Here is a 24,600-nt window from a genome sequence, read left to right on the forward strand (position 1 = left end):
GTTCATGCCTTTCTGTCCATTATGAAAAATATACTAGAATAACTGGCAGCATACTTTTTTACTTAATCGCTTTTCAGGTTTTACGCTTTTCTGCGTTTAAGTAAAAAAAATAAATATGTTTCTAGTATATAATATTCTTTCGATTCATCAAAGAATAATGAAAAAACTCATTGCTATAAAACTGTTACAATTTATGGTAAATAGCAATACTCTTGAACTTCGAAGATATTTACGGAGCAAAGATAAGGTCGATTCTTCCTCTATTTAGTAGGAACTTATTACGATCTGTTCGATAAAACACTTACTAAATGAAGAGGAATGTTATGAAGGTCCGCAAATCTTTTTCAAAACAGGGGTACTATTCTAAAAAGTGTTTTATTTTAAGAGTAGTTCAAATAAGTGTTATAATTTTTTTGTAAAAAAAAAATTGTCTGTTGCCGACAAATTCCACCACAAAAATCTTCTCGTCATCCGTATAATCTTAATCGTGTATTATTTATAGATTACCTTCTATACAGGTTAGGAGGAGACGGAAATGGGAGATCAATATCAGACGCGTATGGAGAAACGTCAAAAAAAGAAATCAGCTTCTAAAAAATCTCCGCTCATAAAAATCATGACAGCCTTTATTCTTGCGATTATCGTAATGATGACTGCGGGCGGTATCGTGGTATTGTCTTACATTATAAGCGCCCCTGCACTAGACCCGAAATTACTGAAAGATCCGTTATCCTCAACCGTTTATGATATGTATAATGAAAAAGTGCGAGATATTTCAGGAAGCGAACATCGGAAAATCATCAAAATCGAAAATATACCGAAAAATGTACAAAATGCGTTTATCGCAACAGAAGATGTGCGGTTTTTTGAGCATAATGGAATCGATTTTAAACGAATCGCAGGTGCAACCGTTGCGAATGTAAAAGAAGGATTCGGCGCTGAAGGCGGAAGTACGATTACCCAGCAGGTAGTCAAAAATTCATTCTTAACGCCTGAAAAAACGCTCAAGCGAAAAATACAAGAAGCTTACTTGGCTGTTCAGTTGGAACGACGCTACTCAAAAGAAGAAATTCTTGAAATGTATTTAAATAAAGTGTATTTCGGTCAAGGAGCATACGGGGTTGCGACAGCGGCAGAAACATATTTTAACAAATCCGTGAAAAAGCTGACGATTAGTGAAGCGGCGCTGTTGGCGGGGCTGCCGCAAAGACCGAGCGAATACGATCCATTTAAAAATCCGGATTTAGCTGAAAAAAGAAGAAATATAGTATTGTCGTTAATGAGGAAGTATGGCTTTATTACCGAAAAAGAAGAGCAAGATGCGAAAGCGATCCCGGTTGAGAAATTATTAAAGAAGAAAAAAGAAGGGCCGAAATATCAAGCGTTTATCGATCAAGTCATCAAAGATATAGTTGATGCCGGAATATCGGAAAAGGATATCTATACGGGCGGTTTAAAAATTTATACAACCCTTGATCCGGATGCTCAAAAATTTACAGAAAAAGTGCTGACAACTGATCAATACATTTATTATCCAGACGATCAGTTCCGGGCAGGAGTCGTGCTACTTGATACACAGACTGGCGCCGTCAGGGCAATTGGCGGAAACCGCAACTCAGATCAAGAAGTACAAAGAGGTTTTAACTACGCAACACAAACGAAAAGACAGCCAGGTTCGACGATTAAGCCGATCTTGGATTACGGCCCGGGAATCGAACATTTCAAATGGTCTACATATAAACAGTTCATTGACGAGCCGCTCACCATCCATGGCAAAGAAATCAAAAACTGGGACGGTCAATATCGCGGCAGTATATCGATGCGAAAAGCGTTACAATGGTCTTACAATATACCGGCTGTAAAAGCATTTTTGGAGGTAGGGGAAGACCGGGCAAAAGAATTTGCGGAAAAACTCGGAATCCCGCTCGATCAGATCTATCCTTCATATGCGATCGGAGGCTTTAATAAAGGTGTGTCCCCGCTTCAATTGGCTGGGGCGTATGCCGCTTTTGGAAATGAGGGCGTTTATCATAAGCCTTTTACGGTAAGGAAAGTCGTCTATCCAAACGGTAAAGAAATCGATCTTTCTTCCAAACCGGTGAAGGCGATGAGCGACTATACCGCCTACATGATGACCGATATGTTGAAAACCGTCGTGAAAGAAGGAACAGGACGACTGGCGAACATCCCAGGACTTCCACTAGCAGGAAAAACAGGAACAACCAACTTGCCGGAAAATATACGAGGAGATGGAACATCTGATGCCTGGTTTGTCGGCTACACGACTCGTTATGCGGCTGCGGTTTGGACGGGATACGACCAGACGACTCAGGAAACGTATGTGACAAACGAGAAGGCGAAGATTTCAAGACTTATTTTTAAAGAAATCATGTCTCACGTTTCTGAAAAAATAGAAACACCTGATTTTGAAAAACCGGACAGTGTCGTCGAAAGAGTGGTTGGCGGCCGAACTGAATTATTTGTAAGGGGAACTCCAATCCCAGCAATTCCAAAACAAAAAGAAAAGGATAAAAAAGAGGATCAAAAACAGGATCAAGTAAAAGATAATGAACAGGAGCAAAAACAAGAAGAGGAAAATCAGGAGCCAAAAGAAGAGAACAATCAAAATGACATGGATAAAGAGCAGCAAGAAAATTCTGAGGACAACAAAGAGCAGCCTGAAGATAATAAAGAAATAGAGCAGCCAAATCAGCCTCCTGCCAATGAACAGCCGCAGCCACAACCGCCAGCTAACAACGGCAGCGACCAAGGAAACGGCCAAAAACCATCAGGAGGAAATAACGGAACTGACGGATCAAATAATAACGGAAACGGCGGCTCGAATAGCAACGGGAATGGCAGCGGATCAAGCAGTAATAATGGTCCAGGAAAAGGAGCCGGCACAACCAATCCGAACGGAAAATCACAATCTGAAAAGCAATCAACGGATAACGGCAGTCCATAAACAAAAGGGTTGAAAAAACATACTAACAATAGTAGTGCAGACCACGGCCATGGTTTGTGCTACTATTTTTTTGTAGAGATGAGAAAGTTTGTGTTCATTTAGGAAAAAACATATAGCTTGCAGCAATTGTATACGCTTTTATCGACTTCAAATTTGATATAATTAGAGCAATCGGATCTGTGTCAGCAAAGATTTGTAGAGGTGATTTTCAGAATGTTCTTAGAAGAGCGTGCTCAAAAATTTGAATATAAGTTGAATGATACAGATGATCAAATCATCGAATATATTGTGAATAATAAAAAGCTTGTTGTTACGATGTCTATTCAATCACTTGCTGCGTCTTTATATACAGTTCCAAATACCATTACAAGACTCTGCAAAAAACTAGGATATGATGGGTATTCACATCTTAAAAACAGTCTTAAGGAAGAATTGCATACAGAGCTAAAAGGACAGGATATGGTAGAAAACAGCTTATATACAACTGTACAAAAAACGTTTGATTTAATGGATATGGATAAGATTAAACTTGTAACAAGGTTGTTACGTGAAGCAAAAAATATTTTATTTTTTGGTGTAGGAGATTCAGTGATTTTTTGTGAAATGATGGTCAAAAACTTGAAGGTTGCCGGAAAACAATCCGATTATTCTATTCATCCTCACGAAATCAGGCATGGGATCAACCGGCTTAAAAGTGGAGATATTCTTTTCCTTATTAGTTTATCAGGAGAAACTCCTCAAGTGTTGGAAATGGCAGAGCTAGGCAAGATGAAATCAATTTGTGTCATATCGCTTACTCATTTTTATCGTAATTCTCTTCAGAAATTAGCAGATGTCAATCTATATTGTCATGCTCCTAAGAAATTGCTGAACGGCTACAATGTCACTGATAAAACATCTCCAATGATTGTTTTGCGTACTTTGTCAGAATACTTCTGGAAAGAAACGTGCGGATGTGTATAAATACACATGAAAGCGCTCTATTAAAGAATAACTGTGTAAAAATAAGAAGAAATCTCTTCTTCTTTTTTTTTATGCTACGATAAGGCTAAAGTTACAGCAATTGATAAGTAAAGGAGATTGATTTTATGCAATTAGTATCTGCGACATCACCTGATTTAATTAGTACGAATCAATCCTTTGCTTCGAAAGATGAAGTTATCAATTTTTTAATTAAAAAATTATATGAAGCAGGGAAGCTGTATTCGGAAAAAGATTTTTACCAGGCTGTCATGGAAAGAGAGAGTTTATCCCCGACAGGCTTTGAAGGCGGACTGGCGATTCCGCATGGTAAGTCGGCAGCAGTAAAAGAAGCAGCATTTGCCGTTGCAACTCTTAAAAAACCGATCATTAACTGGGAAAGCATTGATCCAAATAATGAAGTGACTTTGGTTGTATTGCTTGCTATTCCTGAAAATGAAAGCGGTTCAACACACCTGTCGTTATTATCAGAACTTGTGAAAAGGTTATCAAATGAAGAGTACAAAAACCGTTTATTGAAATCGAAAACCAATTATGAGTTATTTTATCATTTAGATCATCAATTTCAAGAAGAAAATGCTGAAGCAGCCAATAAAATGAATAAAACAATTTTAGCAGTTACCGCTTGTCCGGCTGGCATTGCCCATACTTATATGGCGGCAGAGGCGTTAGTAAATGCAGGTAAAGAGCTTGGAGTTGATATTTTCGTTGAAAGCAAGGAGCGAACGGCATTGAAGACCGCCATACTACACAGTTATTAAGAAAAGCCGATGCTGTTATTTTTGCGGCTGATGTGGCGGTAAAAAATGAAGAAAGATACAGTCATCTTCCCAAAGTGAAAACCTCTGTGGCCGCACCGCTGAAAAATGCAAAAGCGATTATCACGCAAGCATTAGAGAAATCTGAAAATGTCGAGAAAAAGGAATATGCTGGTTCGGTTAACTCTTCACATGGGACAGAAGAAAACGAGAAAAAAAGCTTTAAAACTGAAATAAAGGATTCCATCTTAACAGGAATTTCTTACATCATTCCGGTTATTGTCGCTGGAGGTATGACTCTGGCAGCTGCTGTATTGATCTCCCAGGCTTTTGGTCTTCAGGAAGTTTATGATACAGAAGGGTCATGGCTTTGGCTGTTAAGACAGTTGGGCGGAACATTATTAGGGACTTTAATGGTTCCAATTCTTGCGGCATATATGGCCTACTCGATTGCGGATAAGCCGGCATTGGGGCCGGGGTTTGCGGCAGGCGTAGCTGCAAATTTAATTGGCAGCGGTTTTCTGGGCGGTATGCTCGGAGGTATTTTAGCCGGTTATTTCCTTAAATATTTAAAAGAAACTGTTAAACCTAGAGGAACATTTGCCGGGTTTATCAGCTTCTGGCTGTATCCGGTAGTTGGAACACTTGTTGTCGGTTCAATTATGCTGTTTGTTGTTGGAAAACCACTAGCATTTTTAAATCAGGGCTTAATCAGCTGGTTAGAGGGTATGTCGGGTACAAACGCCATTCTTTTAGGAGCTATTCTAGGGGCAATGGTATCTTTCGATCTCGGCGGCCCAGTCAATAAAGCTGCCTATACATTCTGTATTGGAGCTATGGCCAGCGGCAACTTTGTTCCATATGCTGCCTTTGCATCTGTGAAAATGGTTTCTGGTTTTTCAATAACAGCTGCGACGATTGTTGCTAAAAAATATTTTGATAAAGAAGAAAAAGAAGTCGGAAAGCAAACATGGCTATTAGTGCTTGCAGGTATTACTGAAGGAGCGATTCCGTTTGCAATGAAAGACCCGCTTCGCGTGATTCCATCCCTTATGGTTGGATCAGCTATTACTGGTGCGATTGTTTCCTTTTATCAAATTGGACTCAATGTACCTGGTGCTGGAATCTTCTCGCTTGCGCTGCTGCAAGGGAAACCGTTGTTGATAGGAGCAGGTATATGGTTAGGAGCTGCACTTCTTGGTGCGTTTGTATCGATGTGTTTATTAATAGTCACGCGTAAAAACAAATTAAAAAAAGAAAAGCATAATCAACATTCACCGCAAGCTGCATAAGCCGCTTAAGGCGTGGAAGCAACGAGTTCTACTACAAAATATTTAATTGATCGGAGGACACCATGAAAAAAGTTCATATCGTTCCACATATGCATTGGGACAGAGAATGGTACTTTTCAACTGAAGAATCGAGAATCTTACTAGTTAATAATATGGAAGAAATTTTAGATATGCTAGAAAATCATCCAGAGTACCCCTACTATGTTCTGGATGGGCAAACAGCTGTTTTGGAAGACTATTTTGCAGTTAAACCGGAGAATAAAGAGAGAATCAAAAAGCTTGTGCAAGAAGGGAAACTGATTATAGGCCCTTGGTATACACAAACAGATGAAATGGTTGTTGGCGGAGAATCCATTGTACGGAATTTATTATATGGAATTAAGGATTGTGAAGAATTTGGGGATTATATGAAAATTGGTTATCTTCCAGATTCATTTGGACAATCTTCGCAAATCCCGCAAATCTTAAGAGGATTTGATATTAAATATTCTATTTTCTGGCGCGGTGCTTCTGAACGGCATGGAACAGACAAGACAGAGTTTTATTGGGAATCTGATGAAGGTTCTAAAGTACTTGTCCAGTTATTTCCTTTAGGGTATGCGATCGGTAAATATTTACCTGAGGATGAACAGAAGCTTCAAGAACGGATCAATAAATATTTTGCCGTGTTGGATAAGGGAGCAACGACGGAGCATATTATTCTTCCGAACGGACATGATCAAATGCCGATTCAAAAAAACATTTTTACTATTATCGAAAAACTTAGAAGGTTATATCCAGATCGTGAGTTTTTCTTAAGTAAATATGAGAATGTTTTTGCAGAATTAGAAAAAAACAGTGATTTGCCGACTTTAAAAGGTGAATTTTTAGACGGGAAGTATATGCGTGTTCACCGAAGTATTTATTCTACTCGCATGGATATTAAGTCAGCTAATACAAGAATTGAAAATAAATTAACAAACATTTTAGAACCGCTCGCATCTCTTGCCTACAGCTTAGGCTTTGAATACCATCATGGGTTAATTGAACTCATATGGAAGGAAATCATGAAAAATCACGCTCATGACAGTATTGGCTGTTGCTGCTCTGATAAGGTTCATCAAGAAATTTGCAGCCGTTTCTTCATTGCGGAAGAAAAAATCGATCAATTGATCCAGTTTTATAAACGAAAAATTGTTGATTCAATGGATACTGACTGGAATTTCGATCGACTAACTGCATTCAATTTACTTCCTTATGACCGCGATGAAGTGATTACAGCAAGCGTAATTACAAAATATAAGTCTTTTAAGTTAATTAATGAAGATGCAAAAGAAATCGAGTTTGAAGTTTTAAATAGTGAAATAATGGATCCTGGTTTAATTGATCGTCAAATTGTCCATTACGGAAACTACGAACCATTTATAAAATATACTGTCCAATTAAGAGATCGAATACCTTCGTTAGGTTATAAAACTTATTTTGTCGTAGAAGATAATAAGGAATTAAGTAATTCATTTCGCGCTCAAGATCGTATTTGTACGGACTTTTACGAAATAAGTGTGAATCCAAACGGTACGATAAATATTTACGATAAGCATTTAAATAAAACGTTCCATAATGTACTTTTACTTGAAAACGGAGGAGACGATGGTGATGAATACGATTATTCACCATTGCCGAATGAAGAGCTGATCTATAGCGATCATGTTGATGCAGCAATTAATATAACTCAAAACCAATTTGCAGGTAAAATTGACATTCAATATAGATTGGCTGTTCCTGAAAATTTAGAGAAGAGAAAAGAAAAAAATGCAGATAGTTTTGTAGATATCCATATTGAGTTAACTATTCCTAATCATAAACCAATAATTGAAGTAAAGTTTGAAATTGATAACCATGCGAGAGATCATCGATTGAGAGTTCTTATTCCAACGGGTATCGCATCTCTATTTTCAATTTCTGACAATCAATTTGGATTTATTAAACGTGCTGTATATGATCAGGCAATGGATGTTTGGGAAAAGGAAAATTGGGACGAGCGTCCAGACCCGATTTATCCGATGCTGAGCTTTGTTGGTTTATCAAATGAAGAATATGGAATGAGCGTTTTAACAAACAGTACAAGAGAATATGAAATTGTTGGCAAAAACTACGACACGATTGCGATTACTTTATTTAGAAGTGTTGGCTTACTTGGTAAAGAAGAATTGCTAAGAAGACCAGGCAGGCCTTCAGGAATCAAGCTGCCTACCCCTGATTCTCAAATGATCGGAAAGCTTACTTTAGATTTTGCTATTACGACCCATCAGGGATCTGCTTTAGAAGTGAATGTCGGACGTATGGCTAAGGAATACTTAACACCGATTCATGTGTATAACAAAATTCCGTATGACGCCATGAAACTAAATAAAGCGGATATTAAAACACCTGTAAAATTCAGTTTGCTAAAAGAATCGTCTCCAGAAGTTGTGTTAAGTACTTTGAAAAAAGCTGAAAAAGATGACCAGCTTGTTTTGCGATTCTATAATCCGACAGACAAACCAAAAACGGCTTCATTTGAAATAAATGGCATTTTGAAAGAAGCTTATAAAGCGAATTTAAATGAAAAACCGCTGGAATTATTAGAAGTAGCAGACAGCCGCAAGATTGAAACAAAAATAAAGCCGAATCAAGTAATAACGGTGCTTTTTAAATGACAATGGGATACTCGAAATCTATTGAACGATAAAAAGAGTTTCCGTATGAGTTTATCTGATAAGAAAAAGGATCAGAAGATTGGAGTGTCGCGTATCAAAATCGTCATAGCAGTTGATTCCTTTAAAGGTTCAGTAAGTTCACTTCAGGCAGGAGAAGCAATCAAAAATGGCATTCTTCGAGTTTGCCCGGATAGAGAGGTCGTGGTCTCCCCAATGGCAGACGGAGGGGAGGGATCAGCAGAAGCCATTCTTTATACACTAGGCGGAAAAAAAGTACATGTAAATGTGAAAGGTCCTTTAATGGATTCTGTATCAGCTGAATATGTTATTTTCCCTTACAATGGGACAGATCATGTGTTTATCGAAAGCGCCTCAAGCTGCGGATTGACACTGATTCCAGAAGAGAGACGGACCCCAATGAAGACGAATACATTCGGTTTAGGAGAGCAGATCAAAGATGCAATTAAACGTGGATATCGTCATTTTATCCTTTCATTGGGAGGAAGTGCGACCAATGATGGCGGAATCGGAATGCTACAGGCGCTGGGTTGGCAGTTTTTCGACGAAAATGGCAACTTAATCGGAAAAGAGGCCAACCCTCTTTTGAACACTGCAGCTATGTCAACACAAAAAGTATTATCGGAAATTGCAGAATGTAAATTTACCATTGCGAATGATGTATTAAATCCTTTTTATGGACCGTCTGGTGCTGCACATATATTTGCGAGGCAAAAGGGAGCAAGTGATGCTGAGATTGTTGAACTGGACAAAGGTTTAGAGAGGTTTGCCAGGATTTTATATAAAGAAACGGGGATTGATGTTCAAGAAATCCCAGGTGCAGGAGCAGCAGGCGGACTTGGCGGTGCCATGGCAGCATGTCTGAACGCAAAAATGGTGCCAGGTGCTGAAATCATCATGGAGTTAACAGGATTAAAGGACAAAATTCGATGGGCAGATCTTGTGATAACTGGTGAAGGCAGTATAGACCAACAATCATTATTAGGAAAGGTTCCTGTTACAGTCGCGAAATATGCTAAGCATCATCGGAAAGCTGTTATTGGTCTGGCTGGCCGTATCGACACAGAGTTAGAAAGGATAAATGAACATCTCGATGCTGTTTTTTCCATTCAAACACAGTGCCGGACACTTGATGAAGCCATGCTTGAAGAGATCACAACGAAGCAGCTGGAAGTAACAGCTGAACAAGTGATGAGACTTTTGGTAAACTCGAGAAAAATTTATTGTAACTAACTGATAATTCGTTCTTTCCCAGATGAAGGCGAATATCAGAAGAGGTCTTAATTGCTGCAAAGCGTCAGGAAAAAGAAACATAAAGTTTAGTAAAGGGGGCCTCTTATGAACCAACCGTTATTTCTACAGCCTGTCTTTCAAGAACGCATTTGGGGCGGAACTGCTTTAAAAGATTTGTTTGACTATGATATTCCATCAAAACATACTGGTGAATGCTGGGCGATTTCCGGCCATCCTAACGGCCAGAGTGTTGTGAAAAACGGTCCATTTCGAGGAAAAAACGTTGGGGAGCTATGGGAACAACACCGTGAACTATTCGGAAATCATCCTTCCCCTGTTTTTCCGCTTCTCACCAAAATTCTCGATGCAAATGCCGATTTATCGGTGCAAGTCCATCCTGATGATGAATACGCAAAACAATATGAAAACGGGGAACTCGGCAAAACGGAATGCTGGTATATCCTTGATTGTAAAGAAAATGCAGAGATTGTTTTCGGTCATCATGCGAAAACGAAAGAAGAGCTCGTTTCGCTCATTGAAAACGGAGAGTGGAACCGTCTATTAAAGCGCATCCCTGTAAAGCCCGGCGACTTTTTTTATGTGCCGAGCGGAACAATTCATGCGTTATGCGAAGGGACGATTGTTTTAGAAACACAGCAAAGCTCTGATACAACGTATCGACTATACGATTATGATCGAAAAGATCAAAACGGAAATACAAGAGAATTGCATGTAGACAAAGCGATTGACGTCATAGCTGTTCCCCATAAAAGCTCTTCTTTTGAGCCAGTAATTGAAAAGAGGGAAGGGGGTACGATCACAACCTTTGTTAAAGGAAAATATTTTACGGTTTATAAATGGGAAATTAAAGAGAAAACGGACTTTACACACGATAAACAATTTTTATTGATTAGTATTATACAAGGGGATGGAAAGCTGACAGTAGGCGAAGAAACATATAAAATCAAAAAAGGCGATCATTTGATTATGCCGAGTGGAACGGGAGATTTTACGATCGAAGGAATGCTGGAAGCAATTGTGTCACATCCATAGAATTTATGGTCATATAGAAGAGAGAGGAAGCAACTCAAACAAAGGGTGTCCAAATATCTGGGGCCCCCTTTTATTTAAGGCTCTATGTCATTTATTGGTGTTTAACGGGTCATATTTCTTTCTTTAATAGATCTGTATATCATAACACTAATCATCATGACTATTCCAAAAATTATAAATACTATAGACGGAATATATAGTGTAAGATTAAAATGAAGAGTTTCCTCAATACCTAGACTAAATCTCACTGCTTCAGCCGTTAATCGATGCATAAATAACATAAAACTTCCTGTTACAAAAAAACTAGTCTCACATAAAAAATATGCTTCATTAATAATCATTCCTTATAAAGTAAGGTAACATAATCAATCACACGAATGATGAAGGCACAACAAACATTAAAAAAATTACTTTCTTATTTCGGCCTATTTTTAATTGGGGTGCACTTGATGCGAAGTGCCCCTGTTTTTTATATGTATAAAAGTTGGATCAGTGAGCAATAACACTTTATTTCTGAGATGATGGAAGCTGCGAATGCTATATGACACTTGTTTCATCACTTTCATTTTATGTTCACCCGTCAGAATCGCAGCTTTCATTTTGATATTATTAACAAAATCTCCAGAAGCTTCAGCTATTTCTTCCGTTTTTGCTTCTCTTTAAATGTTTTGAAAACATCTCGTGTCTGCTTCATATATTTATAAATGCTGTAAGGCTTTTTTATGATCCGGATCGGAAGGGAAAGCAAAAATTTACTGAGGTCATTCCGGTATTCCTCTGTAATCTCAGCCGGTTTATGAACAATTTTTTCATACACCTCATGGTAAAATTCGTTTAATAAATCAATTTTTATTTCAACTGTGTGATGGCAGTTTGCACATTCTATCCTTGAAATTTTATCGTTAATGTAAGTAATGATGTGATCTTGTTCCTCATTGCAATGAATACAAAATAACGTTGCTTCCATTTCTTTAATTTCCACGTTCTTCACCTCTTTTTATGAAGGATGAATTCTCCAAAATCCTTCTCTACACTAAGTATATTATTCAAAGCTGCATTCATTTCCTTCTATAAAAATGTTTCTAACGCCAACAATTGATAAAACATCTCAACGATTTAAATCATTATAACCAAATTTTAATATGTATTTCAAAGTATAAAAAGTTTGAAAAATACTTTCAAGAATTTATTGACTTTTTAAACATCTGGAATATAATAAGGATTACAAACGATTAACAAATGTTATAAGCCGTAACAAATGTTACAGGGTACATGCACATACGACAAAAAATTGCCTAGAAGGAGCTGGAAACATGTCTATTTATCAAGAGTTGCTTTCACGGGAACGTGACGGCCAGCCAATTAAAGTAGGTGTTGTTGGTGCAGGGCAAATGGGATTCGGCCTGATTTCCCAAATCTCACGCATACCTGGCATGGAAGTCAGAGGGATTTGTGATGTCAATATTGAAGCGGCAGAAAGAGCCAGCAGCTATTATCAATCGAAATTAACGAAAAAACATCCTGTTCTTGTCAGCAGTGATTACCGAAAAGTGATTCAATCTGATGAAGTAGAAGTCATTGTAGATGCTACAGGGGTTCCTGAAGTTGGTGCAAACATTTCACTGGAAGCATTAAGATCTAGAAAACATTTAGTGCTGCTTAACGTTGAAGTAGATATTACAATCGGATCAATTATGCACAATTTGTTTACATCAGCCGGATTAGTTTATACAGGATCTGCGGGAGATGAACCGGCAGCAACGCTTGAACTGTATGAGTTTGCGAAGACAATGGGTCTTGAAGTGCTTGTTGCTGGGAAAGGGAAAAACAACCCGTTCATACCAAACGCCAATCCGGATACATGCAAGGAAGAAGCTGCTCAAAAACATATGAGCGCCCATATGCTTGCAGCGTTCCAAGACGGCACAAAAACAATGGCTGAAATGAATTTATTAAGCAACGCTACAGGTCTCATTCCAGATAAAGTTGGTATGCACGGCGTGGAAGCAAATTTGGAAACGGTTGCCGACAAGTTGAATTTACAAGAAAACGGCGGTGTTTTAAGCCAATTCGGAGTAGTTGAATATGTAAACGGATTAGCACCGGGCGTGTTTGTCATTGTGAAAAGCGAATTAGAACCTGTAGATGCAGAATTAAGATATTTGAAAGTTGGCAAAGGCCCTCATTACGTTCTTTACCGGCCTTATCATCTAGCAAGTTTAGAAACTCCTATTACGATTGCAAAAGCAGTATTGCAACACGATACATCGATTCATCCATTAGGGGCGCCAGTTTCAGAAACAGTCGCTGTTGCCAAGCGTGATATTCAAGCAGGAGAAGCCATTGATGGCATCGGTGGCTACTCAGTAAGAGGCGTGCTTGAAACTCATCAAGAGATGAAGAAAAATTCACACATCCCAATCGGTTTAATCAGTGGAAACATTGTTGCAAAACGTTCCATTAAACAAGGTCAATTTTTAACATTAGATGATGTTGAGCTAGATCCATCCACAACCGTTTGGAAATTAAGATCTCTTCAAGATCATCTATTTTCTAACTAAAAAATGCATTTGTGCAGAGCAAAGGGGGTGATTCTTTTTGAAGCTTGCTATCATTTTAACCATGATTTTGCTAGTTCAATATGTGGCGACAATTATACAAGTCAGACATTATAAAAAATATGTCGACAAAATTGTAAGCCATTACAAGGGTAAAGAAGGGTATTTTTTGTACTCAGGCATGAATCGGCGAAAATTTAGTTCCGGCGCTATGGCAATGATTGTAGTGAACAAGGATTATGTTATAGAAGATTGCTATATTCTAAAAGGTATTTCAGTTTTCTCAAAGTTTAAAAAATATGAAAAATACATTGGCCATCATGTAGCCAAAATTTTGGATGATCACCATGAATTCACAGAAAATGCTGCAGGAAAAAAGAGGCAAATCCCTTCATTTTTGGCGGCTTTATCGATGGCGGCCGAAAATGCTATCGTTTCCATTTCAAAGAAAAAGCTTTCAATATAAAATGTGCTGAAAGGAGAAGTGAAAGATGGAATGGTTGAAATGGATTGGTGAACATTTTATCGGAATGTTCCAGGCTGGCGGAGAAACGTTTATGGGTATGTTTACAGGCATTATCCCGACTTTGGTTGTTTTGCTTACATTTACTTATGCAGTTATTAAATTTATTGGTGAAGAGCGGGTCAATAGAGCGATACAATTTGCTTCGAAGTATATGCTGTTACGATATACTGTCATGCCGATATTATCAGTATTGCTGTTAACAAACCCGATGTGTTATACGTTCGGACGCTTTTTGCCAGAAAAACAAAAGCCGGCGTTTTATGATTCAGCTGTATCGTTTGTTCATCCGGTGACGGCGTTGTTCCCGTATGCAAACGCAGGAGAATTATTTGTCTATTTAGGAATTGCCAACGGAATAAAAGAAGCGGGCTATTCTATGTCAGAGCTTGCTGTTCGTTATTTTCTCGTAGGGATCGTAGTTATTTTATTGCGGGGAATTATTACGGAATATATAACAAAATTTTTGGCGCGCAGAATGGAAGCGAAATCTTAAATTTTGGACAAAGATGAAAGCGAGTTCAAATTTTAAAGAGGAGGAGAACATATGTCAAAACGAGCTGTTTTTGTTGCAAAAGGTTCTGGCGGCTGGGGAAAAGGCTTGCGCATTGAACCGAAAGGAAAGAAACAAAAAGTTGTATCCATTACAGGCGGCGGCATCCATCCTGTAGCAGCGAGAATAGCAGAATTAACAGGCACTGAAGCTGTAGATGGTTTTAAAAATTCAGTTCCGGAAGATGAAATGATGTGTGTCGTGATTGACTGCGGCGGAACAGCCAGAATTGGTTTGTATCCAATGAAAAGAATCCCGACCGTTGATATTCTTCCTTCTTCACCTTCTGGTCCATTGGCGAAACACATTACAGAAGATATTTTTGTATCGGGTGTTACTGTGAAGGATATTTATCTTGCGGACGAAGCAGAAGAACAAAACATTCAGACGGATGCTTCGGAAACGGAGCAGCAAGAAGACAGTCCAAAATTCAATGTGAATGATAAGGAAGCATTTAAAGCTCAATACGAACAAGTAAAAAAGGAACACCGTGAAAACAATGAAAATATATTAATGAAGTTTTCAAGAGGAATAGGAAAAGTAACTGGTACTTTTTATCAGGCGGGACGCGATTCTGTTGATATGCTGATTAAAAATATTATTCCATTTATGGCTTTTGTTAGTATGTTAATAGGTATAATTAATTATACGGGAATCGGTGATTTGATCGCTAATACTCTTTCTCCTCTTGCCAGTTCTTTATGGGGATTGATCGTCATCGTTATCGTATGTACAATCCCGATTCTGTCACCGGTGTTAGGTCCTGGAGCTGTTATTGCGCAAGTCATTGGGGTATTAATTGGAAGCCAAATTGCAGCGGGCAACATTCCGCCTCAATTTGCTTTGCCGGCTCTATTTGCCATTAATGGCCAAGTGGGTGCGGATTTTGTCCCTGTCGGTTTGTCTCTTGGAGAAGCGAAGCCAGAAACGATTCAATACGGTGTGCCAGCTGTATTGTACAGCCGTTTAATCACAGGAGTTCTTGCAGTTTTAATCGCATATGCCGCAAGCATCGGCATGTATCAATAATGAATAGGATTTCAAGGAGGATCATAAGATGTCGAAAACGATTATTCGTGAAATCGGTACTCTAGTCCCATCATTTGAAGAAGAAAAAGTTTTAATTCTCTTTGGGCCTAATGCTCCTCAAGAGCTTAGAGAAGTATCTGTTATTCATGAATTTGAAGGCGATGTGTCGGATGAGCCGCTTGTTGAGGGCGGAAAAATTATATGGGGCGATCAAGAATATTTCATCACAGCAGTCGGCTCGGCAGCAAACAAAAATTTAAAGGAATTAGGCCATATTTCGATCTATTTTTCCAAACCAAATGAACATGTGCTTCCAGGAGCTGTTTTTGTCGAGCCTTTTACATTCCCACATATCGAAGTTGGAAAAGAAATTCGCTTTGAAAAATAACAATTTTCTTTCTGTTACCATTATAATTTAATACGAACCTAGATTTTATAGAAAGAAGTGGGGAATTATTGGAAGATAGAAGGCTGCTTGTGAAAATTTCTCATATGTATTATGCGGAAGGAGCTACTCAATCAGAAATTGCAAAAGTGTTCGGTGTAAGCCGGTCGCTGATCTCAAAATATTTATCAAAAGCAAGAGAATTGGGAATTGTTGAAATTAAAATTCATGACGGCTCCCATCATCCTCTCATGAATATAGAAGCAAGAATTGAAAAAAAATATGGACTTCGGGAAGTCATTTGCGTTCCGAATCTAGGAAACGGACCGGATTTGGAAAATATCGGGGAATATGCGAGCAAATATTTATTAAGGATATTGAAAGACGGACAAATTGTCGGGGTTTCTTCTGGCACGACATTGCTTTCTGTTGCGAAGCAGATGCCAGCTAACCTTAATTATTCCTCCACGACCTTTGTTCCGATTGTAGGAGGAATGGGGGATGAACGGGTAGATATACATGCCAATGTTCTTGTTTCGATGTTTGCTGAAAAATTGAAGGCAAATTATAAGCTTCTCCATGCCCCTGTGATGGCTGACAGCAAAAAAGATAAGGAATTGTTTATGACCCAAACATCTATACAAAGCATTTTTAACCTTGCCGAAAAAGCGGATATTATCCTTGTAGGAATCGGCGGTTCACCTAAACACTCAACCATTACGAGATCAGAGCTGGGAAAAAAATATAGACAATATTTTAATGAACTCGATGCTGTTGGCGATATTTGCTATAAGTTTATCGATGAAAACGGAAGCGCCCCTTCAAATATTTGGAATGATAAAATCATTTCTTTTAATATTGAAAAATTAAAAGAAATTCCGTTTGTGATTGGAGTGGCAGCAGGACTGGAAAAAGTCGATGCGATCAAAGCTGTTTTAAAAGGGAAGTTAATAAATGTGTTAATTACAGATGAAAAAACAGCGGAAATGCTTTGACCTAAAAAAATTAATCATATGTGTAAGATGGGGTTCGATAAGTCCCTAAATAAATCAAGTAAAAAACAATAAACCGTTTTTCTCTGCTTGATTTCGTATGTTTTCTATTTTGTCTAAAAGAGCTGAGCTGCCATAACTACAAATTGGCAGCCATTTTTTTTGCATAAAACATGGTTGCAGCCCCTCGATTATCTTTAGTTTACCAAACAAAAGAAAGAAGTTTGAGTACTTCCACTATTTTGAAAGGCTCCAATAAATAAGCTTATATAGATATTCCTTGACTATTTTCGGAAAAAACTCTATATTTATTACAAAAGTAACTATAAAGAACAAATGTAAAGGAGAGGTGGAAGAAATGAGTAATCATGTACTTCCAGCATTTATAACGGATGAAAGATTAGTTGAATTGTATAAACAAATGTGGCTGATTCGATATTTTGATGAAAAAGTCGACCAATTTTTTGCAAAAGGGATGATTCATGGAACGACTCACCTTTGTGTAGGACAAGAAGCAACAGCAGCAGGATCAATTGCCGTTTTGCAAGAGAAAGATAAAATTACCAGCACGCACAGGGGTCACGGCCATTGCATTGCTAAAGGTGCAACAGTCGATAGAATGATGGCCGAACTGTTTGGCAAAGTGACCGGATACTGTAAAGGGAAAGGCGGTTCCATGCACATTGCAGATGTAGAGAAAGGAAACCTAGGGGCAAACGGAATTGTTGGCGGAGGCATTCCTTTGGCAGTTGGTGCGGCATTAACTTCAAAGATGAAAAATGAGGGGTATGTTGTATTGTGCTTCTTCGGAGATGGTGCAGCAAATGAAGGAAGCTTCCATGAATCATTAAACCTTGCTTCCATTTGGGATCTTCCAGTTGTGTTCATTTGCGAGAACAATCAATACGGAATGAGCGGGTCTGTAAAAGAAATGTTCAATATTGAAAATATAGCAGATCGTGCACAGGCTTACGGTATTCCAGGCAAAGTAATCGATGGAAACGACATGTTTGAAGTGATGAATACAGTTTATGAAGCTGTTGAACATGCCAGATCAGGGAAGGGCCCTGTGCTGATTGAAGCAAAAACATATCGATGGAAAGGCCACTCAAAAAGCGATGCAAAAAAATACCGCACTCGTGAAGAAGAGCAAGAGTGGAGAAAAAAAGATCCGATCAAACGGTTTAAAGAGTACTTGATTGAGCAAGGAGTATTAACAGAAGAAAAGGCTGAACAGCTGAGAGAAGAAGCTTTCCAGGAAATTGAAGACGCTGTTAAATTTGCAGAAAACAGTCCAGAACCGTCTGTTGATACATTGCTTGAAGACGTTTATGCGTAAATTTAGGGAGGGGAAAAGCGATGAGAGAAATCACTTATTTAGAAGCAGTTCGAGAAGCAATGAGTCAAGAAATGAGAAAAAATGAAGATGTTTATATATTAGGCGAGGATATCGGGGTTTACGGCGGTGCATTTGGTGTCACGCGGGGGATGATCGAGGAATTTGGTCCGGAACGCGTGAGAAATACGCCAATTTCTGAAGCGGCCATTGCAGGTGCGGCTGTCGGATCAGCGCTGACAGGCATGCGGCCGATTTTGGAGCTTCAATTTTCAGATTTCATCACAATTGCTATGGATCAGCTTGTGAACCAAGCTGCAAAGCTCCGATACATGTTCGGAGGTAAGGGGAAAGTTCCGATGGTTGTAAGAACTCCTGCCGGATCAGGTACAGGCGCAGCTGCCCAGCATTCTCAAAGTTTAGAAGCTTGGATGGCACACATTCCGGGGCTGAAAGTCGTACAGCCGTCAACAGCTTACGATGCAAAAGGATTATTAAAAGCAGCGATTGACGATGATAATCCAGTTATTTTCTACGAACACAAACTCCTTTACAAAACAAAAAGCCACGTTCCAGAAGAACAATACTCGATTCCATTAGGAAAAGCGGATATTAAACGGGAAGGTAAAGATGTGACGATTGTTGCAACAGCGATTATGGTGCATAAAGCATTAGAAGCGGCAAAAGAGCTTGAAAAAGAAGGAATTGACGTCGAAATTGTCGATCCAAGAACGCTTGTCCCGCTGGATGAAGAAACGATCGTCGAATCTGTGAAAAAGACAGGTAGAGTTGTAGTCGTCCATGAAGCTGTAAAACGCGGAGGATATGGCGGTGAAATCGCTAGTGTCATTGCAGAGAGCGAGGCCTTCGATTATCTCGATGCCCCAATCAAACGTCTTGGCGGGCTGCCTGTCCCTATTCCTTATAATCCGAATCTTGAAAAAGCAGCTGTCCCGCAAGTACCGGATATTATAAAAGCAGTAAAAGAAACGGTTCAATTTAAATAAAAAGGGGGGGAGAACCGATGGCAAAAGAAATTTTTATGCCGAAGCTGAGCAGTACGATGGAAGTCGGCACACTCCTTCAATGGTTTAAAGAAGAAGGAGAATCCGTTGATATCGGCGAACCGTTATTTGAGATAATGACCGATAAAATCAATATTGAAGTTGAGGCATATGACAGAGGAATATTGTTGAAAAAATATTTCCAACCGGATGACCAAATTCCGGTCAATCAAGTGATCGGATATATCGGCGAACCGGGGGAAAAGGTTCCTGACGAGCCGCCGGCTTTATCAGAGGAATCAAACGAACAATCCGGTGAAAAGACTGAACAGTCTGAAACAAACGAAGACGCTGTCGAAGTAAAAAGCAATGAGAATGGTAAAGTACGAGCCACACCTGCCGCAAGACGTTTAGCTAAAGAAGCGAAAGTGGATCTTCGAAACATTGTAGGAAGCGGGCCAAAAGGACGCATACACCTTAAAGATGTGAAGCAATATTTAGAAACAGAAAAGGCACAACCGAAAGCATCGCCGCTAGCAAGAAAAATTGCAGAGCATGAGAATATAGACTTGAAGGCGCTTCAGGGCTCAGGTGCAGGAGGCAAGATGATGAAACAGGATGTTATCAACGCCATTCAAGCATCAAGTCAGAAAGCTCAGCAGCCTGAAGTCCGGAAGAAACTATCCGGATTGCGGAAAGTGGTTGCCGACAGAATGGTGCAAAGCGCATTTACTGCTCCACATGTTACATTGGCCAGCGATATTGATATGACAAAAGCAATCGAAATGAGAACAGCGCTTCTTCCGGTTGTCGAAAAACAAACTGGATTCCGTTTAACTTATACAGACATTATTATCAAAGCAGTCGGTACAGCTTTATCACGATTCCCTGAAGTGAATGTTCATTTGGAGCATGATGAAATCATTTATAAAAATGAAGTTAATGTTGGAGTGGCAGTTGCGGTAAAAGACGGTTTAATGGTGCCGGTAATTAAACAAGTTGAGCAGAAAGGATTGGCCGCTATTTGTGCAGAAGCAAAAGATTTAAGCAAACGTGCAAGGGAACAAAAACTCCGGCCTGACGAGCTTAAAGGCTCTACCTTTACGATCAGCAATCTCGGCATGTATCCGATAGATGTATTTACACCGATTATTAATCAGCCGGAAATAGCCATTTTAGGTGTTGGTAGAACCCAAGAAAAACCTGTAGTAGTCAACGGGGAAATCGTCATTCGGCCGATGATGACAGCCAGCCTGTCTTTTGATCACCGTGTAATAGATGGAGCACCTGCTGCAGAATTTTTGGCTGAAGTAAAACGCATTCTTGAAAACCCGTATGAAATGATCTTATAAGGAGGGGGCTCAATTTGACAAAATCGTATGATATTGCAGTAATTGGCGGTGGACCAGGAGGCTACATGGCAGCACTTCATGCAGCTCGGTTTGGAAAAAAAGTAATGCTAGTCGAAAAAGATTTTTTGGGCGGCACATGTTTAAATAGAGGCTGCATCCCTTCCAAAACATGGTTGAAAAACGCTGAAATTATTGAGGCAATTGAATTATCAAGAGAATGGGGAATTCAAACGGACAACATCACGATTTCATTAGACAAAATGAAAAAGCGCAAAGACGAAGTCATCTCCCGTCTCAGAAACGGTGTTATGTTTTTGTTAAAGCAAGGAAAAATTGATGTATATGAGGCAGAAGGCTTTGTAGAAGAAGGAAATATTGTAAAAGTAGTTTCGGATAAAAAAGAGGAACGTGTTCAAACAGACAAAATTATTGTGGCAACCGGTTCATCTCCTTCCGTTCCCCCAATAGATGGACTGGACTCTGCGTCTTTTTATACAAGCGATACCATTTTTGATATTGAAAAAATACCAAGCTCCCTAACCATAATTGGCGGCGGAGTCATTGGGGTGGAGTTAGCGACTATTTTTTCCAGTCTAAAAACAAATGTAACGATCATTGAAATGGCCGGACGGATTATTCCAACTGAAGATGCTGACGCCTCCAAAGCGCTTGCTAAATCGCTGCAGAAAAAAGGAATCCAAATTTTAACAGATGCGAAAGTAACAAGCGTGAAACAAAACGGAGACAAAACCATTGTCGAATGTCTAAATGAAAAAGGCGAATCGGTATCGGTAGAAGGGGAGGCGCTTTTAGTAAGCGTTGGAAGAAAACCTAATTTATCTGCCGTTCAGGCATTAAAGCTAGAACAAAACGGGCCTTTTATTAAAGTAAACGAAAAAATGGAAACGAGCTATCCGAATATTTATGCTGTCGGCGATGTCATAGGAGGATATCAGCTGGCGCATGCGGCATATATGGAAGGAATTGTTGCCGCATCGAACGCAGCAGGCTGTGAACGGAAAATGGATGAAAAAGTTGTTCCCAGGTGCATTTTTACGCTTCCAGAAGTAGCTAGTGTTGGCTTGACAGAAGAGGAGGCCGAGCGCAAAGGGCTGCAAGTAAAGGCTGAAAGATTTGATCTTGCCGGAAATGGAAAAGCGCTTGTTTCTGGCGACACATCAGGATTTATAAAAATAGTGTATGATGAAAAATATGGAGAAATAATTGGAGTCACAATGGTTGGCCCACACGTGACCGAAATGATTTCAGAAGCTTCCTCTTTCATATCCCTGGAAGGAACTGTAGAAGAACTAGCAAATATGATCCATCCTCACCCAACCATATCTGAATCATTTTTTGACGTCGCCAGAAACATTATAGACAAAAGTAAAAAATAATAGCGTGATGTAAAAAGGGCTTATTTACAATTGTTATACTAATTAACATTTAGTAAAACAAATTTGTAAATAAGCTCTTATTTTTTCTAATTTAATTAAAAAGTATTGACTTGATAATTCTAACAATTTAAAATATTATTAACAAATGTAATATTAAAGAACTTTTGGAAAGGAGATGAGAATTCCAAATGATTGTCTTTCCTTATAAAGCAATAGGGAGATGGTTTTATGGAGAAGTTTGTACATCTAGATGAAGATATCATTTGCTTGGATGTCGATAAAAAAACGAATGAAGATGTAATTACTTATATGTTTGAAAAAATGAAAAAAAAGAATTATGTGAAGGAATCGTTTCTTAAAGCTGTTTTAAGTAGGGAAAAAGTATATTCTACTGGTTTACCTCTTGAAAATATGGGGGTAGCAATTCCACATACGGATCCCGAACATGTTAACATTCCAACTGTTGGTGTTGCAGTTCTTCGTGAACCTGTGACTTTTCAAATGATGGGAAATCCATCTCAATCTGTAGAAGTAGAAATAGTTTTTATACTAGCAATTAAAGATCCTAATAAGCAGCTAACAATGTTAGAAAAATTGATGGAAATGTTTCAAAATAATGATGAAATGTTTAAATTAAAAAATGCCAGGGAAAAAGCTGAAATATACAAAATATTAGATAATAAATTTAATTTTTAATATTTTAAAATGTAAGCGTTTTAAATACCTTATTTATTACAGGGGGTGGGTGAAATGATTAAACAAGCTGTTGATTTTATTCTTGATTTAGGACCATCCATCATGTTGCCTATCATAATGACAATTTTCGGATTGATTTTAAAACAAGGATTTAAAAAATCATTTCGGGCTGCTTTGACAATTGGAATTGGTTTTGTTGGAGTAAACCTTGTCATTACTCTTTTAACTAATTCATTAGGTCCAGCTACAGAGGCAATGGTCAAAAAACTTGGTTTGGAGTTGGGAATTTTAGATGTTGGCTGGCCGATAGGTGCAGCTATTTCATTTGGTACTCCAGTCGCTCCACTTATGATTCCTTTAGTACTAATTTTAAATGTTATTTTATTGTCGATTAATTTTACTAAAACTTTAAATGTTGATATTTGGAACTTTTGGCATTTAATTTTTGCAGCTTCTGTTACTTATTATGCTTATGACAATATGATACTTGCATTGTTTGTAGGTTTAGTGGTTTCTGCGATTACATTAAAACTAGCCGACTGGACAGCACCAGCTGTTGAACACCATTTTGGCTTAAAAGGCGTGTCTTTAGCACACTCGGAAACGGTCAATTTTGCCCCAATCACTTACGCAACAAATAGAATATTGGACAAAATACCGGGAATTAACAAAATTCATGCAGATCCTGAAACTTTAAGTAAAAGATTTGGAATATTTGGGGAACCGTTGATGATGGGGCTAATTTTAGGAATGCTAATTAGTATCCTTGGAGGCTACGATTTAAAGGGAATTTTAACACTTGGCGTACAAATGGCAGCTGTGTTAGTTCTTTTGCCTCGGATGGTATCCCTCCTTATGGAAGGGCTGATCCCTATCTCTGAAGGCGCAAGAGATTACATTAATAAAAAATTTCCTGGAAAAAACGTATATATTGGATTAGATGCTGCTATTGTAATTGGTAATCCAGCAAATATGGCAGTAGCTTTAATTATGGTTCCTATAACGATTCTTTTGGCCGTGATTCTTCCATACAATCAAATGTTACCATTTACAGATTTAGCGGTTCTGCCTTTTACCGTCATTTGGGCTGTAGCAGCAGCTAGAGGAAATATTGTTAGGGGATTAATTAATGCTATCATTACGATCATGATTGTTCTTTTTATAGCAACGAATTTAGCGGAATTGGCAACAACAATGGGAAGAGCAGTAGGTTTTGATTTTCCTGAGGGAGCTTCGTTGATTTCTGGTATTGATTTAGGATCTCATGTTATTCCTTGGATCATCGTTCGTTTACTGGACCCAACAAATCCTTATTTTATTGCTGCAATTATATGCGCAGTACTATATGGGTTGATTTGGTATTGGGTGAGAAATGATATCAAAAAGCAATTCGCAAAGGAAATGGGAATCTTGGAAGAGAATAATAAAAATATAGAATAGCAAAAAATATGAAGGAGGAATAAATTTGGCACAGAAAAAAATTTTAGTATGTTGCGGAACAGCTGTTGCCACTTCTACTGTAGTAGCCAAAAAGATTGAAGAAGTTTTAAAAAATAAAGGATTCAATGTAGCTGTTGAACAATGCAAGGCTGCAGAAGTGCCTGTAAAAGCTGAAAATGCTGATGTAATCGTTACGACAACACCAGTAAGTAATGTTGGGGATGTGCCGGTTATTCAGACTGTCTCTTTTTTAACGGGTGTTGGGATTGATGATGATATTAACAAAATTATTGAATATTTAAACAAGTAACATGTATCAGGAAAAAGAGTTAGATTTCAATTTCTTTAAAAAAGAAA

At 38.5% G+C, this 24,600-nt stretch carries 21 protein-coding genes; 20 read left to right on the top strand and 1 reads right to left on the bottom strand.

All coding sequences use genetic code 11. The features are described 5' to 3' along the window. Nucleotides 1-535 precede the first annotated feature (535 nt). From NSQ84_RS02655 to manA, 7 genes are all read left to right on the top strand, one after another. Nucleotides 536-2,965 (top strand): PBP1A family penicillin-binding protein, encoded by a 2,430-nt coding sequence (locus tag NSQ84_RS02655; RefSeq protein WP_327873648.1) that lies wholly within the window; start codon nt 536-538, stop codon nt 2,963-2,965. A 213-nt stretch (nt 2,966-3,178) separates the two neighbouring features. Next, nucleotides 3,179-3,928: a MurR/RpiR family transcriptional regulator gene (locus NSQ84_RS02660; protein WP_066246933.1), complete on the top strand. Its 750-nt coding sequence runs from the start codon at nt 3,179-3,181 to the stop codon at nt 3,926-3,928. Between the two features lie 125 nt (nt 3,929-4,053). After that, nucleotides 4,054-4,707, top strand: coding sequence for a fructose PTS transporter subunit IIA (locus NSQ84_RS02665; RefSeq protein ID WP_327873649.1), 654 nt, complete (start codon nt 4,054-4,056; stop codon nt 4,705-4,707). A gap of 32 nt (nt 4,708-4,739) precedes the next feature. Then, the gene (locus NSQ84_RS02670; RefSeq protein WP_327873650.1) at nt 4,740-5,996 is read left to right on the top strand and encodes a fructose-specific PTS transporter subunit EIIC; all 1,257 of its coding nucleotides are present in this window, start codon (nt 4,740-4,742) and stop codon (nt 5,994-5,996) included. Nucleotides 5,997-6,058: 62 nt separating this feature from the next. Further along, the gene (mngB, locus tag NSQ84_RS02675) at nt 6,059-8,674 is read left to right on the top strand and encodes a mannosylglycerate hydrolase (RefSeq protein ID WP_130158519.1); all 2,616 of its coding nucleotides are present in this window, start codon (nt 6,059-6,061) and stop codon (nt 8,672-8,674) included. Between the two features lie 45 nt (nt 8,675-8,719). Next, nucleotides 8,720-9,925: a glycerate kinase gene (locus NSQ84_RS02680; protein ID WP_327873652.1), complete on the top strand. Its 1,206-nt coding sequence runs from the start codon at nt 8,720-8,722 to the stop codon at nt 9,923-9,925. A gap of 105 nt (nt 9,926-10,030) precedes the next feature. After that, on the top strand, nt 10,031-10,978 hold the full coding sequence (gene manA / locus NSQ84_RS02685; RefSeq protein ID WP_339212197.1) for a mannose-6-phosphate isomerase, class I: 948 nt from the start codon (nt 10,031-10,033) through the stop codon (nt 10,976-10,978). Nucleotides 10,979-11,612: 634 nt separating this feature from the next. Here the strand turns inward: manA and NSQ84_RS02690 are convergent. Continuing rightward, nucleotides 11,613-11,960 carry a hypothetical protein gene (locus tag NSQ84_RS02690; RefSeq protein ID WP_063386339.1) on the bottom strand — a complete coding sequence of 116 codons (348 nt, stop codon included), beginning with the start codon at nt 11,958-11,960 and terminating at the stop codon, nt 11,613-11,615. 331 nt (nt 11,961-12,291) lie between these two features. Between NSQ84_RS02690 and NSQ84_RS02695 the strand changes: the two genes are divergently transcribed. The 13 genes from NSQ84_RS02695 (at nt 12,292) to NSQ84_RS02755 (ending at nt 24,553) form a co-directional block, all read left to right on the top strand. Next, entirely contained in the window at nt 12,292-13,539 is a 1,248-nt protein-coding gene (locus tag NSQ84_RS02695; protein ID WP_066246931.1) for an SAF domain-containing protein, read from the top strand. Nucleotides 13,540-13,576: 37 nt separating this feature from the next. Further along, a complete protein-coding gene (locus NSQ84_RS02700) occupies nt 13,577-14,002 on the top strand; it encodes a transcriptional regulator GutM (RefSeq protein ID WP_327856935.1) in 426 nt (141 codons plus the stop codon). Between the two features lie 25 nt (nt 14,003-14,027). Further along, on the top strand, nt 14,028-14,555 hold the full coding sequence (locus NSQ84_RS02705) for a PTS glucitol/sorbitol transporter subunit IIC (RefSeq protein ID WP_066246929.1): 528 nt from the start codon (nt 14,028-14,030) through the stop codon (nt 14,553-14,555). Between the two features lie 51 nt (nt 14,556-14,606). Continuing rightward, nucleotides 14,607-15,641: a PTS glucitol/sorbitol transporter subunit IIB gene (locus NSQ84_RS02710; protein ID WP_063386336.1), complete on the top strand. Its 1,035-nt coding sequence runs from the start codon at nt 14,607-14,609 to the stop codon at nt 15,639-15,641. A gap of 28 nt (nt 15,642-15,669) precedes the next feature. After that, the gene (locus NSQ84_RS02715; RefSeq protein ID WP_063386335.1) at nt 15,670-16,029 is read left to right on the top strand and encodes a PTS glucitol/sorbitol transporter subunit IIA; all 360 of its coding nucleotides are present in this window, start codon (nt 15,670-15,672) and stop codon (nt 16,027-16,029) included. Nucleotides 16,030-16,097: 68 nt separating this feature from the next. Continuing rightward, nucleotides 16,098-17,021: a sugar-binding transcriptional regulator gene (locus NSQ84_RS02720; protein WP_232515658.1), complete on the top strand. Its 924-nt coding sequence runs from the start codon at nt 16,098-16,100 to the stop codon at nt 17,019-17,021. Nucleotides 17,022-17,376: 355 nt separating this feature from the next. Next, complete coding sequence (pdhA, locus tag NSQ84_RS02725; RefSeq protein WP_327873654.1) at nt 17,377-18,357, top strand: pyruvate dehydrogenase (acetyl-transferring) E1 component subunit alpha; 981 nt, start codon at nt 17,377-17,379, stop codon at nt 18,355-18,357. Between the two features lie 20 nt (nt 18,358-18,377). Further along, complete coding sequence (locus NSQ84_RS02730) at nt 18,378-19,361, top strand: alpha-ketoacid dehydrogenase subunit beta (protein WP_063386333.1); 984 nt, start codon at nt 18,378-18,380, stop codon at nt 19,359-19,361. Between the two features lie 17 nt (nt 19,362-19,378). Then, nucleotides 19,379-20,710, top strand: a complete 1,332-nt coding sequence (locus NSQ84_RS02735; RefSeq protein WP_327873655.1) for a dihydrolipoamide acetyltransferase family protein — start codon at nt 19,379-19,381, stop codon at nt 20,708-20,710. Between the two features lie 14 nt (nt 20,711-20,724). Beyond that, nucleotides 20,725-22,107: a dihydrolipoyl dehydrogenase gene (lpdA, locus tag NSQ84_RS02740; RefSeq protein WP_327873656.1), complete on the top strand. Its 1,383-nt coding sequence runs from the start codon at nt 20,725-20,727 to the stop codon at nt 22,105-22,107. 228 nt (nt 22,108-22,335) lie between these two features. Beyond that, nucleotides 22,336-22,803 (top strand): PTS sugar transporter subunit IIA, encoded by a 468-nt coding sequence (locus tag NSQ84_RS02745; RefSeq protein ID WP_066246921.1) that lies wholly within the window; start codon nt 22,336-22,338, stop codon nt 22,801-22,803. Nucleotides 22,804-22,857: 54 nt separating this feature from the next. Next, on the top strand, nt 22,858-24,243 hold the full coding sequence (locus NSQ84_RS02750) for a PTS transporter subunit IIC (RefSeq protein WP_066246919.1): 1,386 nt from the start codon (nt 22,858-22,860) through the stop codon (nt 24,241-24,243). Between the two features lie 25 nt (nt 24,244-24,268). Further along, complete coding sequence (locus NSQ84_RS02755; RefSeq protein ID WP_066246917.1) at nt 24,269-24,553, top strand: PTS sugar transporter subunit IIB; 285 nt, start codon at nt 24,269-24,271, stop codon at nt 24,551-24,553. The last annotated feature ends 47 nt before the right edge of the window (nt 24,554-24,600 follow it).

Origin of the sequence: Aeribacillus sp. FSL K6-3256 (assembly GCF_037965805.1) — a bacterium.
Classification (GTDB): Bacteria; Bacillota; Bacilli; order Bacillales; family Aeribacillaceae; genus Aeribacillus; species Aeribacillus composti.

Coding starts and splice junctions, on each gene's coding strand:
- NSQ84_RS02715 (WP_063386335.1), top strand. CDS start 15,670: ATGTCGAAAACGATTATTCGTGAAATCGGTACTCTAGTCCCATCATTT.
- NSQ84_RS02655 (WP_327873648.1), top strand. CDS start 536: ATGGGAGATCAATATCAGACGCGTATGGAGAAACGTCAAAAAAAGAAA.
- NSQ84_RS02665 (WP_327873649.1), top strand. CDS start 4,054: ATGCAATTAGTATCTGCGACATCACCTGATTTAATTAGTACGAATCAA.
- NSQ84_RS02745 (WP_066246921.1), top strand. CDS start 22,336: ATGGAGAAGTTTGTACATCTAGATGAAGATATCATTTGCTTGGATGTC.
- NSQ84_RS02750 (WP_066246919.1), top strand. CDS start 22,858: ATGATTAAACAAGCTGTTGATTTTATTCTTGATTTAGGACCATCCATC.
- NSQ84_RS02735 (WP_327873655.1), top strand. CDS start 19,379: ATGGCAAAAGAAATTTTTATGCCGAAGCTGAGCAGTACGATGGAAGTC.
- NSQ84_RS02710 (WP_063386336.1), top strand. CDS start 14,607: ATGTCAAAACGAGCTGTTTTTGTTGCAAAAGGTTCTGGCGGCTGGGGA.
- NSQ84_RS02695 (WP_066246931.1), top strand. CDS start 12,292: ATGTCTATTTATCAAGAGTTGCTTTCACGGGAACGTGACGGCCAGCCA.
- NSQ84_RS02730 (WP_063386333.1), top strand. CDS start 18,378: ATGAGAGAAATCACTTATTTAGAAGCAGTTCGAGAAGCAATGAGTCAA.
- mngB (WP_130158519.1), top strand. CDS start 6,059: ATGAAAAAAGTTCATATCGTTCCACATATGCATTGGGACAGAGAATGG.
- pdhA (WP_327873654.1), top strand. CDS start 17,377: ATGAGTAATCATGTACTTCCAGCATTTATAACGGATGAAAGATTAGTT.
- manA (WP_339212197.1), top strand. CDS start 10,031: ATGAACCAACCGTTATTTCTACAGCCTGTCTTTCAAGAACGCATTTGG.
- NSQ84_RS02680 (WP_327873652.1), top strand. CDS start 8,720: ATGAGTTTATCTGATAAGAAAAAGGATCAGAAGATTGGAGTGTCGCGT.
- NSQ84_RS02705 (WP_066246929.1), top strand. CDS start 14,028: ATGGAATGGTTGAAATGGATTGGTGAACATTTTATCGGAATGTTCCAG.
- NSQ84_RS02660 (WP_066246933.1), top strand. CDS start 3,179: ATGTTCTTAGAAGAGCGTGCTCAAAAATTTGAATATAAGTTGAATGAT.